This window comes from Nostoc sp. UIC 10890 (genome assembly GCF_054786515.1).
In genome coordinates this window covers 5,683,128-5,697,622 of sequence record NZ_JBSGKF010000001.1, presented here as the reverse complement: position 1 = coordinate 5,697,622, position 14,495 = coordinate 5,683,128, and the positions used below count along the sequence as shown (strand labels likewise).

Here is a 14,495-nt window from a genome sequence, read left to right as displayed (position 1 = left end):
AAGAATTCTGGATAACGCATATTTAATTTCTGGAGATGTCTACCAATAAAACCAAAGTAGAGACGTGGAATTTCGCGTCTCTACATTTCTGCGTAGGAACCCTTACGCCTTAAACGTCAACACCGGACTCAACCGTGCCACAACATCAACCATTTCTGCCTCAACCTGCACATCAATCACAGACTGAATTGGTTTGTAAGCAGCGGGTGCTTCTTCAATGCGGCGTTCTTGACGCAGGGTGATGCAGTCTACCCCAGTTAATCCCAGTTCTGCCTCACTTTCAGATGCACCTCTGCGATTGAGGTCGAAGCGAGAATGAATTCTTCCCGCCCCGTGTGAGGCCGAATTACAAAATGCTGGATTGCCTCTACCCACCATCAGATAAGAATAAGCACCCATTGAACCTGGGATAATCACTGGTTGCCCTAAATGGGCGGGACAAGCGCCTTTGCGTGTTATCCACTTCTCAATTTTGGATTTTGGATTCTGGATTTTAGATTGGAAAGATTTTGTATACAACGTCTCTACATCTTCAAGTGGTGGCAAGGTGATGTTATGCGGCAAGTCATAAACTAGAGGTGCTTCCACATCTTTGTATACTTCTCGTAAACGCAGACGTAGTAATTCCGCCAACAGCAGGCGATTGACAAAGGCATAGTTAGCAGCAGTGGCTTCAGCTTGTAGGTAACTGGCGACTAATTCGGGGTGAGAATAAGTAGAGAGAGGAAAAATCTGAGACTCAGGGTATTTCAGACCTTTTTGCCAAGTGGCCTTAGCTTTATCTCGCCACATTCCCCCAATATATTTACCCACGTTTCGAGAACCAGAGTGAATCATAAAAGCTAGCTGTCCTTCGCGCACTCCCCAAGCGTGGGCAAGTGTGCGATTTTCGACTTTATCAACCCGTTGCACTTCTACAAAATGATTACCACCGCCAATAGTTGCCAGTCCGCCATCGCGTACTAGTCCAGCATCGGGAACTAATTCTTCAGGCGCCAGTTTCCAGTTACCATCCATTGAACCACCTAAGAAGATGCGATCGCTCTCTTGGGCAAGTTGTTGCAAATCAGATTTGACTACACTCCCCGTAGGCTTATCTAGCATGACATCCAGCCAACCGGGAACTCCATGCTGAAATAGCGATCGCATTGCGTGAGCAGTCATCGTCACGTCACGCGTACCGAAGAAGTAATCCCCCTTCATACGTTCTACAAATTGGTCGCGCTTTGCCAGAAATTCGTCGATTGTCAAATCAGCAACATGCAAGCGCATCCCACAATTGATGTCAGAACCGACAGCACCAGGGATGACTTGACCTACAGTTTCTACGACTGAACCAATGGCAACACCCGCATCACCTGGGTGAAAGTCAGGCGTGGCACAGGCACGACAAACACATCCACCTGACGGGTGGCGGACGCTTGCTAAATTCGCTAACTGCTTCAGTGCCTTAGCTTCTACGGGAAAATCTTCTGGTAGTAATACTTCTGCTACAGGGGCATCAGGAGAATTAACTAGACGAACTGAATAAGTGCAATTGTTATAAGTTACATCTAAACCTTGCCGCTCTAAAGCACGCAAGAGACGTTTCAGATTTTTTGGCTGCATGAAAACTCCAAATAGAGTCTTAAAAAAGACTCTTTGTTGTGAAGATAATGAGGAGACTTGGGTTCAGCAGCCGCGTCTCAAGTGGTGCGGAGGGTTGTTTTCTCTACAATTCTGAGAAAACAACAGGTTAATTCTGACTAATGTGGTTATATAGCCTTAATAACACACACTTTCAGCGGATGACAAGTGTTTTGTAGTACGTTGTATTTTTGATGGGCAACGGTTACCTTACATCTTGCACCTAGCCCTAGCGATTAGAAATCGTAGCTATACAAACGAACGCGAACAGCGCCTCGCAGACAAGTCCGCGGACTAACGCAAAATCAAGGCTTTTCAACCTGCCTCCGCAGGTTTTGTCTGTGTAGCCGCGACTTCTAGTCGCCTGGTGCAAGATATAAGTTACTCAGCTAAACCAAACTTGTAAAGAAATTTGAAGTTTAACGAAAAACTTTTAAAAATCTCTAGACTCTCTAGCCGGCTAGAGAGTCTAGGATAAATTCAAGGCGACTCTCTTTCCAGTTATTTCTGACTGTTGACAGATGTCCCTCAGTCATCCAGCTTGGTTTGGCTAGGTTGTTCATTTTATCCCGTAAATCTATGACTCTCCAACTCACAGTACCTAATATGTCTTGTTCTGTTTGTGCAAGCACCATCACCAAAGCACTTCAGGCAGTCGATGCTAATGCTAGTGTTCAGGCTGATCCAACAACCAAGCTTGTCAGTGTAGAAACTCAAGCATCAGAAACAACAATTAAGGAAGTATTGGCCGCTGCTGGCTATCCAGTTGCTTAAGGGGACTGGGGACTGGGTACTGGTAGAATGACCAATCCCTAATCCCCAATCCCCAATCCCCAATTCCCAGTCCCCAATCCCCAATCCCCAACATGGATACTCTCACACTCAAACTTCGAGGCATGAGTTGCGCCGCTTGCGCCAACAACATCGAAAAGGCAATTCGCTCTGTTCCTGGGGTAAGAGACTGCAACGTTAACTTTGGAGCAGAACAAGCTACCATCAAGTACGATCGCTCTTTAGCAAATTTAGAGAAAATTCAAACTGCGATCGCATCTGCGGGATACTCTTCTTACTCACTCCAGGAAGAATTGCTTTCTGAAGAAGATGATGCAGAAAAAGCAAGTAGGCAAGCATTACAACGCCAACTCTTCTTCAAAGTAATGGTGGGAGGTTTAATCAGCATTTTCCTACTTTTGGGGTCGTTGCCGATGATGACTGGGCTGAACTTACCCTTAATTCCAAGCTTCTTGCAAAATTCTTGGGTACAGTTAGTGCTGACAACACCCGTTGTGTTCTGGTGTGGTGGATCTTTTTACCGGAATGGCTGGAAATCTCTCAAGCGCCATACGGCGACGATGGACACGCTAATTGCTTTGGGTACAAGTGCAGCGTATCTATATTCTTTGTTTGTCACCATTATCCCGAAATTTTTTATTGCTCAGGGCTTGATACCTCATATTTATTATGAAGTTGCCGCCATTGTCATTACCTTAATTTTGTTGGGGCGGTTACTGGAAAATCGTGCTAGGGGACAAACTTCTGAAGCCATCCGTAAACTCATCGGACTGCAAGCCAAAGATGCCAGAGTCATTCGTGATGGTGTGGAAATTGATGTTCCCATCGCCGAAGTCAGAATTAACGATGTAATTTTGGTGCGTCCCGGTGAAAAGATTCCCCTAGATGGCGAAGTGATTACAGGTGCTTCGACAGTAGATGAAGCGATGGTGACTGGTGAAAGTTTGCCAGTTAAAAAGCAGCCGGGAGATGAGGTAATTGGGGCGACGATTAACGGTGCGGGTGCTTTTCAGTTTCGGGTGACACGAGTTGGAAATGATACGTTTTTGGCTCAAATCGTCAAACTAGTGCAACAAGCACAAGGTTCTAAAGCACCTATTCAGCGCTTGGCAGATCAGGTGACAGGATGGTTTGTACCAGTTGTGATTGCGATCGCGATCGCCACTTTCGTCATTTGGTTTAATTTCACGGGCAACCTCACCCTAGCCACAATGACAACGGTAGGTGTACTAATTATCGCTTGTCCCTGTGCTTTGGGTTTAGCTACCCCCACTTCTGTAATGGTGGGGACGGGCAAAGGTGCAGAAAATGGCATTTTGATTAAAGGCGCTGACAGCTTAGAACTAGCACACAAAATTCAAACGATCGTTCTAGATAAAACTGGCACTTTGACTCAGGGAAAACCGACGGTTACAGACTTTGTCACTGTCAACGGCACAGCTAATGGTAATGAAATCAACCTTTTACAGTTAGCAGCAACGGTGGAACGAAATTCTGAGCATCCTTTAGCTGAAGCGGTAGTGAAATATGCCCAGTCTCAAGAAGTGAGTTTAACAGAGGCAGAGAACTTTGCAGCTAATGTAGGTAGTGGCGTGCAAGCAGTTGTTGCAAATCAGCTTGTGCAAATTGGTACACAACGCTGGTTAACAGAACTTGGAATTAACACCATCAGTCTCCAGCAGTATCAAGATGCATGGGAAGCGGCTGGTAAAACAGTCATTTTGATTGCTGTAGATGGCGAATTACAAGGAATAATGGGTATTGCCGATGCCCTCAAACCTTCATCAGCAGCAGTGGTGAAAGCCTTACAGAAGTTAGGTTTAGAAGTAGTAATGCTCACCGGAGACAATCGTAAAACTGCCGAAGCGATCGCTCTGCAAGTTGGCATCCAGCGAATCTTTGCCGAAGTGCGTCCAGATCAGAAAGCGGCAATTATCCAATCTCTGCAAGGGGAGCAGAGGGGCAGAGGGGCAGGGGAGCAAAGGAGCAGAGGAGTAAGGGGAGAGAATTCTGATAAATTCTTACTCAAAACTCAGCACTCAATTGTCGCAATGGTAGGTGATGGGATAAATGATGCGCCAGCCCTAGCACAGGCTGATGTGGGAATTGCTATTGGTACGGGAACAGATGTTGCGATCGCAGCTAGCGATATCACTCTAATTTCTGGCGATTTGCAAGGAATTGTCACAGCTATTCAACTTAGTCGCGCCACCATCAACAATATCAAGCAAAATCTCTTCTTTGCCTTTATTTACAACGTTATTGGTATTCCCATTGCGGCGGGAATTCTGTTTCCTATCTTTGGTTGGTTACTCAATCCTATTATCGCTGGCGCTGCGATGGCTCTTTCTTCGGTTTCTGTTGTTAGCAATGCCCTGAGATTGCGTAACTTTCAACCAAAAATTAGCTCATAATTGCAGGATAATTTAGCAAATGTTCAGTCAAAAAACGCTTTGGGGAAGCCTTACAGCTTTAGTGCTGCTCACTGGCACATCAGGTGTAACATTAGCAGAAATGCCAGCCCACTCACCAGAGCAAAGCAGCCAATTCCAGCGCATCGAGCAACCTTTGGGCTTGAAAGTTGGGGTTGCGATCGCTGGTTTAGCCTTTATCGGACTAGAATTGTGGTGGTTTCTTCTCTATAAAAGTCCTGATTCCTGATTGGTGTCAGCACTGAAAGGTGTTTTGAATAATCGGACAAATTGTCTTCTCATGATGGTCGCTGATATTCTTCCAGCCTGAAAGTAATCCCTTTATTTCAGAGCGTAAAGTTAACAGCTGATCAATTTGCTGATCAATCTGCAATACCTTCTCTTCAAGCTTTTCTTTAATTTCACCACAGGGAGTTTGTCCTTGATCATAAACCTGAAGAATATTTCTAATCTCTTCTAGGCTAAGACCAAGATTTTGTGCCCTTTTAATGAATGCTAGACGAGTTAGCACATCCAATGAAAACTGGCGAAAGCCTCCCTCTGTTCGTCTTGATGAATTGATTAAACCTAAACTCTCGTAATAACGAATTGTCCTGATGGGGATTCCAGTTAAATCTGTTACTTGACCAATTAAAAGCAGTTTTTTATCTTGAGTTAACACGGTAACTTTTCCCAATTCTTGTAATTATTATTACATATTTTTGAGGCTATTTATAAAGCAAATCTTAAGTAGGGTGTGATATGGCTTTAGCCTAACGCACTGTGTTATGTGGCAGTGCGTTAGGCACTTAAATTATCTTTTTCGTAACCACCAATCATATCGAAATAAGCGCCTAACACACCTACATAAATTTTATTTTTAATTTATAAATTATCTCTTGTGTTTGAGAGATTGGCAAAATATTTATATCAGTAGTTAAATTTTTTATCTGACTAGAGATTTTACTAAGTTTTAATTTTTCAAATATCCATTGATGATGGATATTTGTTGATCTAAACTGATATTTACCTAGCAAAAATTTGACACTTTTGATAATAAATACTCAAAATAATACCTTATTGATTTTATCCATTGATTAGGTAACTGTTTGTCATGGTACTGAAAGTAACTGTTTTTTTTGAGTTCCCATGTTACTTCTAGATTAACTGCTTCACTTCAAGTGAAACCATAAAATGAATCTCAACTCGCAGACTTCTAGCTCAATCCGTAAACCTAAAATTTTCAATAATCCAGAGCGTTTTATTGAGGGATGGTATTGGGTAATACCCTCTCAAAATCTGCGGGTGGGTGAAGTAAAACCTATCACGATTTTGGGCAGAGAACTAGTTATTTACCGTGGTAAAGATAAAAGAGTAGTTACCCTTGATGCCTATTGTCCACACATGGGCGCTCACCTTGCTGAAGGCAAAGTTGAGGGTAATGCACTACGTTGTTTTTTCCACCACTGGAAGTTTGATGCTGAGGGGATGTGTATTAATATCCCATGTTTAGATGTACCACCTTCCCTAAAATTACAAACTTGGCCCACTGCTGAAAAATATGGGATGATTTGGGTTTGGACTGGAGAAATACCACAACAACCTCTACCTTTTGTTCCAGAGTTAGAACAAAAAGAGTGTGATGTCGCCATCCATTCCCACTTCTTGCTGAACTGTCACCCCAATGTGGTGATGATTAATGCGATTGATGCTCAACACCTCAATACAGTTCACAAATTGCCACTAGAAATTATTTTTGAAAGACACGAACTTAACGAGAATGCGATTATCTTCAGTAATACTACACCCATCAAAGACAATTTCTTTTTGATTAAGCTCATCCGTCTTTTCTACAAAAATGTCATAACTTACAGTATTTGCTATTGGTACGGTAGCATTGGCATTGTGACAATTGGCCCTGATTTCTTCCATGTCCACATGATGGTTGCAGTTCGCCTCCACGAAGGGGGAAAAACTGAAGGCCAAGTTCTGTTGATGACTAAAAAACGTAAAGGAATTTTTGGTTTGTTATGCAATCGAGTTGTACTATGGCTGACTAAGATTACAGCTAAGTACTTTCTCATGGGTGATATCAAGATTCTGCAAACAATTCAGTTTGATTTGAAAACTCCCATCAAAGCAGATCACTCAATTATACAGTTTATTAACCATGTTGAAAAACAGCAATCTCTAATTTGGGGGACTTGGAAAGAAATGCGATCGCGCGATGTAGAGAGCAAGCCCAAGCGTGAAAGATGGCAAGATACAATGAGTAATGACTAAGTAAGTCGGCGCAATTAAAGCTAACTGGTGGGGGCTGTCCTTTGTCATTGGTCATCAGTCATTGATAAGGGTTTTAAGCCTATTTAAGTTTCGTAACATAATTTGGTTTGTTCCCACCGACTTACTTAACATCATGTCTAGATGACCAGAATTCCGTCAGATTTCTTGGTCAATTAAACAGACGCTATATCTACCATTGTCAAAAATATTTGCAATAAATTAATCGTTTGTAGGGACTTACAGATATACGTCCCTACAATGTATGGATAGCAGATATTTTATGAAAAAGTATAATTAATAAAGTTTAAAAGTTCAATAAAGTTACTTTTAACTTTTAACTTATTTTTTACTGAGCCACCATATTAATAAAAAGAAGTGGCAAAGCCACTTCCTAATTCCCAGGTAGAACCTAAGTTATGAGTATAACGACTACAAAATTTTGAAATAGTATAAACAAACACCAATTAACTGAATATCTCTATTTTCCTTGTTTTCTGGGCGGGAAATCCTGATTTCCATCTGCCAAATAACTGTATATTTACATAAGTTTCATGATTGCAATGCAAACTCAATTTTATCTAGTTCATCGCTAATATGGCGCTTGTCCCATTCTGGCTGAAGTGTATCTAGTTTTTGGTGCGATCGCCGCTGCTTTTCCTTGCAAGGCTTCCAACAAGCAATCTGTGAAAGTACATCATTCCTGACTAGGATTCAATACAACGATAATTTCTGTAAGCCTCACTCCCAGACGTTTCCAGTGGGGATTGCTAGAGGAAAAAGTACTATCCCCTAACACTGCTTGGTAGTCATTGGGGAACTTTTCAGAAGCATTGGAAGCAGCGTTTACTCGTAAAATGAGTTTGCCTTGATAACGGGATAATTTACTACTATCCAACAAGATAGTACCGCCGTAATCCCACTCCAATCCATAGAGTCTAAAGTTACCTAACTTCTTGCGTAATTCGCTTAATGGGGTTCCAACACCAATACCTTCGCGGGTTTTCCAAGCCCAAGCCAGGTTACGCACATCTAGAGGTTTGGTACGAGTCTTATCACTCCAAACTACTAAGAGCGATCGCCCCTGATTTAGGTTTAACTGAGTAGCTGCAAAACTACCTATTCCTTCGGGGCCTGAAATGGTTTTATCAACGAGACGAGACGCGCCAAATAGCTTTACTAAATCTTTCTTAGTCGTTGTGCGTGTAATCGGCCCAACTCTTTCCCCAGGAACAATCAAGGTGTCTGTTAATGGTTGCGACTTAGCAACAGTAACTGGATGATTAATTTTCTGCGGTAGTGCAAAGGCTGGATTTGCTGAATAGTTTAGCAGTAAAGCTAAAGTAGCTGTAGCAATACCTTTGATCGATGAATGCATAAGTTCTATTTTGGGTAGCAGAATATGAGTCACAAGTACTCATCGTTTAACTACTACAATTTCCTCATTACAGATTCCCGATTTCCCAAAATTTTATTTCATCGCTCTAGTTGCGTTTAAAATTGCCAGCAAGGCTACTCCGACATCAGCAAAGACAGCTTCCCACATTGTCGCTATACCTAAAATACCCAACCCAATAAATACACCTTTAATTGCTAAAGCAAAGCCAATATTTTGCCAAACAATTGTGCGGGTTTTTCTAGCGATTTGTATGGCTTCTGCCACTTTTGATGGTGCATCTGTCATGATCACAATATCGGCAGTTTCTATCGCTGCATCTGAACCTAACCCGCCCATCGCTATCCCAACATCTGCTCTAGCGAGTACTGGTGCATCATTAATGCCATCCCCAACAAAGGCAACTTTACCATGCTTGCCGGCGGTGCTGAGTAACTTCTCAATGGCATGAACTTTTTCTTCAGGTAATAACTCTGCTTCGTAGGTATCTATGCCAATCTGTTGAGCAATTCGAGAAGCGATCGCTTGATTATCTCCTGTCAACATTACTGTTCTCTCTACACCCATTCGCTTGAGTGTTTGAATAGCAAGTCTTGCATCTTCTTTGAGTTCATCAGCGATGACAATATATCCAGTGTAAATATTATCAACTGCTAGATGAATAACTGTTCCCTCTAACTGGCAATTATCATGAGCAATATTCTCTCTGTGGAGCAGGCGATCGCTTCCCGCTATCACTACCCTATTTTCAACCTTGGCTCTAATTCCATAGCCTGCTATCTCTTCATAATCTCTCATCTCAAACTCATCGATTTTTCCACCATAAGCCTTGCGGATAGATTGAGCGATGGGATGATTTGAGTGTGATTCTACCTTGGCAGCTAATTGCAATAATTCTTGTTCGTCAAAGCCATTTTTTGGTACTATCTTTGCTACTTTGAATACCCCTTTAGTTAAGGTTCCAGTTTTATCAAAAACAACTGTATTGACTGCATTTAAAGTATCTAAAAAAGTAGAGCCTTTAACTAAAATACCACGTCTAGCTGCACCTCCCACACCTCCAAAGTAACCTAAGGGAATACTGATAACGAGTCCACACGGACAGGAGATAACAAGTAAAATTAGGGCACGATAAACCCATTCGGAAGAAGTTGCACCAGAAATGAATAAAGGAGGTAATATTGCAACTGCTAAAGATGTAAAAACTACTATTGGTGTATAATATTGGGCAAATTTAGTAATAAACTTTTCTGTTTCTGCTTTTTTACTTTTGGCATTTTGCACCAAGTCTAAAATCTTGGCAATGGAAGATTCATCAAAGAGTTTTGTGACTCTAATGCTGAGAACACCCATTTTATTGATCATCCCAGCCAAAACTGTTTCTCCTTGCCTCACTGTTCGCGGCACAGATTCTCCAGTTAATGCAGATGTATCAACTTGCGAATTACCATCTATAATTTCGCCATCTAAGGGAATCTTTTCTCCGGGTTTTACGACGATAATATCCCCAATATTTACTGTTTCTGGCGATACTTTCTTGAGTTCTCCTTCTATTTGGATATTGGCATAGTCTGGACGGACTTCCAATAATGATTTGATCGAATTACGGGAACGACTGACAGCAATATCTTGGAATAATTCTCCAATTTTATAAAATAACATTACTCCGACAGCTTCGGGTAATTTATGAATTGCGATCGCCCCTAATGTCGCCACTGTCATCAAAAATGTTTCATCAAATACTTTACCTCTGAGTATATTGCGCCCAGCAGTTTTTAAAACACTCCATCCACTTAATAAATAGGCAGGTATAAAAAGCAGATATTCACCTATTGAATAGAATGTATTGTGTAATTGATCTTCAAAAATTACACCAGGCACATATAAACTTAGAATCACTATTAAAGGCAATACCTCATTTTTAAGATTGAATTCTCCACCGTGATCGTGATTATGGTCATGGTTATGATTCTCATCATGATTGTGATTATGAAAATGGTTATGATTCTCGTGATGATCATGTCCACAGTTGGAACAACCTGAAGATTCTAAATGTATTTTCCGCTTCATTTTTTCTGTTGATGCTAGTAAAGTACTTAAGATATAAGCCTTTTTACAAATTTAATGAAAAAAAGAAATTTTTACAAGTTGAGAAATTAAGAACGAGAATCTATATCATTTTTATTGCTAAATATTTATACTATCTTTTGGTTTAAATTAAGATTTATAATCTTGTAAATACAGTAATAGCAGTTCTCATACCATTTATGTTGGAAGATGTGCCTATAGGATTGATGCAAAACTACAGACTGTGGTGGCAATTCATGTAGACGCATACTCCTAGGTCGAAGCAAGCTACACAAAGCGTCTTGTAGAGAAGCGGCTACTCTTACGAAAACGCTTTCAGCGTATTGCTGCTATGCGAATAAAGCGCAACCTCACATAGAATTGGTATCAATTGTATTGCTGAGTTCTGCTGTAGCAAAAAATTTGTGATCAAACTGAGTAAACATGGAACTTTCTTGAGTAACAAGTGTCAAGCCAGCTATTCTCAGAAAAAATTAACTTGAAGTTTAAAAGTTAATCGAATACCCTAAGCTAGTAGACAATTTTCTCAAGGAAATCTATGAACAAAAAAATTATCCTGAATTTGCTTTCTAGTTCCTCAATTTTTGTGTCGCTGATGTCTACGCTGGCAGTATTGAATCCTGCCCATGCTAGTATTACTCAGCGATTAATGCACACACAAGACGGTCGTACCTGTATCACTAACCCACATGGTGGAAAAGATTTTGTGTGCATTCGAGATTCAGAGAGAAAACAGCCGTATACCTCTACACGTTCCTCAACTATTGTCACATCAGTATCAGATGAGAATATTGCTATGTTGAACTTTACTGAGGAGGAAAGTGATGCTGCAATTCAGACATTTGGCTGTGACTGTCCATACTGTGTAAATTCTTTGCGTCAGTTGCGCGGTACTGGAAACTTGGTGTACTAAGCTTGAATAGTGCTGATAGCGACTATAACTTATGTTAAATATACGTGATTAATTACGTATAGAAGATATACGAAACCAAAAAAGCATTTTTAACTAATTACCACTACTATTATTTGGTCAAATGTAAATTCTATTACTAGGGGCAATTCGTGAATTGCCCCTACATCGTCTAGTAGTCTGTCAAATTCATTTTTACGGTTAGAGAGACGCGATAAATCGCCGTCTCTACAGGGAATTATCCGTCAATTAGTTCTTGACAGACTACTAGTTTTGCGTCAGAGCGCCCTGTTTATTCAACCACCTCATTCACAGGGAATCTATCAATCAACTGCATCGCCCGATAGGCATTTCGTTGGAAAGAGTCTGGCAAATGGGGAACGTGGGGTATCTGCGATAATAAATCCAACGTGCGGCGTAAAATTCTCACCACATCGCCTTCATCCAAAGTGGTGTTCTCGCAGAGTTCTGTCCACTCGATTCCTAGCGCCCATTGTTCCACTATGGCAATTAACTCAAATTCCAACCATATCGGTAGTGCTACGTTATAGCGCCGTTGTAGTTGGAACATTTGACGACGAATTCCCCGCAATTTGGCTAAGGCTTCTGCGACTTCATTACTAAGCTCAAAGTTAACTTTGCTATCTGGACGGGGCGTTTCCATCACTAAAGCGGCGGCGGCGGCGGCTAAATGGTGCGGATCTAAGTTGTCCAATTCACCACTAGCGAATACTAAACCTAGCCACAATTCATTCTCGCCTCGAATGGCGGCAGCAATTCGCCCTAATTGGGTAGGAACTAAATTATCTAAAGCGCCAAAGTGTTGCAGGATTGCAATTAAATTCAGAAACTCTTCCCAATGACGTTGTGACTGTTGCTCGACTTGCCCTTGCAACTGTTCAAGTTCGGCTTCTAGTTCGACATAGCGGGCCCGTCGCTTGAAAAGCGTGGCAGCATTGCCTGATTGATGTAGGGGATGGGCTTCTAATTGCTCTTGGACGGCGGTAGTGCGACTGAGTTGTTCTGCTACTTCTGGTGCTAGATGCAAGGATTCTATCGGATCAGGAATACGCACAGCGATCGCAAAGCTTTCTTCGTTACCACGGCGTGACTGTCCTGGCTTCAAAGGCATCTCTGGCGGTGGTAGTATATGAGGCGGCACTTCAATTCGCGGCAGTTCAGCGTACAAATCGACTACATCCCCTGTGGTTGCCACATACCAACGGTTATCGTGCCCTAAGCATACCAAGTAAGGAGCTTGACCAGAACCAGGTGATTTTCCTACTAACACTGCGGTTACTGGTGAAGACACTGTGATATTTTTGCCTTTGAGACTCAATAGAGTTCCTGACACTGCAAAGCCCAACATCATCACCAATTCTTCTTGGCGATCTTCCTGTGCTTGCTCTTGCAAGGTCTTTAATATCTGGCGTTCCACTTTCAGGCGTTGCCGCAATTTCTCATAAATCGCCAGTTCATTTTCATCAACTGCGGCGATTTGCTCATGCAATTGAGCTAATTGTCTTTCAAGTTCGGCAATCTCGTCATATTCTGGTCTTAAATGCAAGGTTGCCATGTACTGCCCAAAACTGCGTTCTATCAGTTCCCTAGTTTGCTCTAGGGTGTGGGTTTGCAGCAAGTTGAGTACCATGCCATAACTGGGCGTAAACTGGCTTACAAGGGGGTCTGGCTTGGATGTTCCCAAATACGCGGCTTCTTTGGCTCCTTCAAAGGGAGTTTGGACTGTCACCACATGACCTTGTTTATCCATCCCCCGGCGGCCTGCGCGTCCCGCCATTTGCAAGAATTCGGAAGCATTTAACAGGCGGTGTCCGGTGTCGGTACGCTTAGAAAGGGTAGAAATTACCGTTGTCCGGGCGGGCATATTAATTCCCGCTGCTAATGTTTCGGTGGCGAATACCACTTTAATCAGCCCTTGCTGAAATAGTTCTTCTACCAGTGCTTTCCAAGCAGGCAAAATTCCGGCGTGGTGGGCAGCAATTCCCCGATACAGGGGTGCAATTTGTCCAGAACGCCCTGCTTCAGGATTGCGGGCTAAAAAGTCATCAATCTGTTGCCGCAAAATCTGGGACTCTTCATTATTTACCAGCCATAAATCTCCGACTTCCGCCACTGCTTTATCACATCCCCGGCGGCTGAAGATGAAGTAAATCGCTGGGAGCATATCCCGTTGCTCTAACTGGCTCAAGGTATAAATGATACCAGGAGCTTCAGGTCTACCACTTCTCCCCCTGTCCCTTTCTCCCCCTCTCCCTTTCTTTTTCTGAAGGCGGGGGTTAATTTTGGTTTTGCTATCATTCAACAGGGGAAATAACCCTTTAGGATTGCAAAAGTGAAATTCTAAGGGGACTGGGCGAAAATCGGAGTAAATCAGGTCTGTTGGCCCGTGAACGCGATTTAGCCAATCCGTGAGTTGATCGCTATTAGCAACCGTTGCTGAGAGGGCTGCTAGTTGGACTTCACGAGGACAATAGATGATTGATTCTTCCCAAACTGTCCCACGCTGGCGATCGTTCATGTAGTGGCACTCATCAAGTATCACCGCTTCAACGTCTACCAATGAGATGCCGACTTGCCCAATGGGTGTGCCATAGAGCATATTTCGGAAAATTTCTGTGGTCATCACTAAAATCGGTGCATCTCTGTGAATGGAAGCATCTCCAGTTAACAGTCCGACTTGATCAAACCCGAATTTTTCTCGAAAGTCACGTAATTTTTGATTCGACAGCGCCTTTAGGGGAGTCGTGTAAAAGACACGTTTTCCTCTCGCCAGGGCACGATAAATGGCGTATTCTCCGACTAATGTTTTGCCCGAACCGGTGGGGGCACATACGACTACTGAGCGTCCGGCGTTCAGGGACGCGATCGCTTCTTTTTGAAACTGATCCAGTTCAAAGGGAAATATAGACCCTAAGTCAAGTTCTGGAGACGGTGCAGGATAATTCACTCAATCACATTTGCAACCAGATTG

Annotated in this window: 10 protein-coding genes; 5 read left to right on the top strand and 5 right to left on the bottom strand. The window is 42.4% G+C overall.

Translation table 11 applies throughout. The features are described from left to right. Nucleotides 1-102: 102 nt before the first annotated feature. Nucleotides 103-1,608, bottom strand: a complete 1,506-nt coding sequence (locus ACWATR_RS23685; RefSeq protein WP_460337830.1) for an RtcB family protein — start codon at nt 1,606-1,608, stop codon at nt 103-105. A 597-nt stretch (nt 1,609-2,205) separates the two neighbouring features. On the opposite strand from ACWATR_RS23685, the gene ACWATR_RS23680 reads away from it, so the two are divergent. From ACWATR_RS23680 to ACWATR_RS23670, 3 genes are all read left to right on the top strand, one after another. Beyond that, nucleotides 2,206-2,400 carry a heavy-metal-associated domain-containing protein gene (locus ACWATR_RS23680; RefSeq protein WP_460337827.1) on the top strand — a complete coding sequence of 65 codons (195 nt, stop codon included), beginning with the start codon at nt 2,206-2,208 and terminating at the stop codon, nt 2,398-2,400. Nucleotides 2,401-2,492: 92 nt separating this feature from the next. Continuing rightward, nucleotides 2,493-4,832 (top strand): heavy metal translocating P-type ATPase, encoded by a 2,340-nt coding sequence (locus ACWATR_RS23675; RefSeq protein WP_460337824.1) that lies wholly within the window; start codon nt 2,493-2,495, stop codon nt 4,830-4,832. Nucleotides 4,833-4,851: 19 nt separating this feature from the next. Continuing rightward, nucleotides 4,852-5,079 (top strand): hypothetical protein, encoded by a 228-nt coding sequence (locus ACWATR_RS23670; protein WP_460337821.1) that lies wholly within the window; start codon nt 4,852-4,854, stop codon nt 5,077-5,079. Nucleotides 5,080-5,085: 6 nt separating this feature from the next. On the opposite strand, the gene ACWATR_RS23665 is transcribed toward ACWATR_RS23670, so the two are convergent. Beyond that, nucleotides 5,086-5,511 carry a heavy metal-responsive transcriptional regulator gene (locus ACWATR_RS23665; RefSeq protein WP_460337818.1) on the bottom strand — a complete coding sequence of 142 codons (426 nt, stop codon included), beginning with the start codon at nt 5,509-5,511 and terminating at the stop codon, nt 5,086-5,088. Nucleotides 5,512-6,023: 512 nt separating this feature from the next. Here ACWATR_RS23665 and ACWATR_RS23660 point away from each other — a divergent pair. Then, a complete protein-coding gene (locus tag ACWATR_RS23660; protein WP_460337815.1) occupies nt 6,024-7,112 on the top strand; it encodes an aromatic ring-hydroxylating dioxygenase subunit alpha in 1,089 nt (362 codons plus the stop codon). Nucleotides 7,113-7,806: 694 nt separating this feature from the next. On the opposite strand, the gene ACWATR_RS23655 is transcribed toward ACWATR_RS23660, so the two are convergent. Together ACWATR_RS23655 and ACWATR_RS23650 are read right to left on the bottom strand one after the other, a co-directional pair. Continuing rightward, the gene (locus ACWATR_RS23655) at nt 7,807-8,487 is read right to left on the bottom strand and encodes a hypothetical protein (protein ID WP_460337812.1); all 681 of its coding nucleotides are present in this window, start codon (nt 8,485-8,487) and stop codon (nt 7,807-7,809) included. Nucleotides 8,488-8,580: 93 nt separating this feature from the next. After that, a complete protein-coding gene (locus ACWATR_RS23650; protein WP_460337809.1) occupies nt 8,581-10,575 on the bottom strand; it encodes a heavy metal translocating P-type ATPase in 1,995 nt (664 codons plus the stop codon). A gap of 556 nt (nt 10,576-11,131) precedes the next feature. On the opposite strand from ACWATR_RS23650, the gene ACWATR_RS23645 reads away from it, so the two are divergent. Beyond that, nucleotides 11,132-11,506, top strand: coding sequence for a hypothetical protein (locus ACWATR_RS23645; RefSeq protein WP_420762247.1), 375 nt, complete (start codon nt 11,132-11,134; stop codon nt 11,504-11,506). A gap of 289 nt (nt 11,507-11,795) precedes the next feature. Here ACWATR_RS23645 and ACWATR_RS23640 read toward each other — a convergent pair whose 3' ends face one another. After that, nucleotides 11,796-14,471 carry a DEAD/DEAH box helicase gene (locus ACWATR_RS23640; RefSeq protein WP_460337804.1) on the bottom strand — a complete coding sequence of 892 codons (2,676 nt, stop codon included), beginning with the start codon at nt 14,469-14,471 and terminating at the stop codon, nt 11,796-11,798. Between the last annotated feature and the right edge of the window lie 24 nt (nt 14,472-14,495).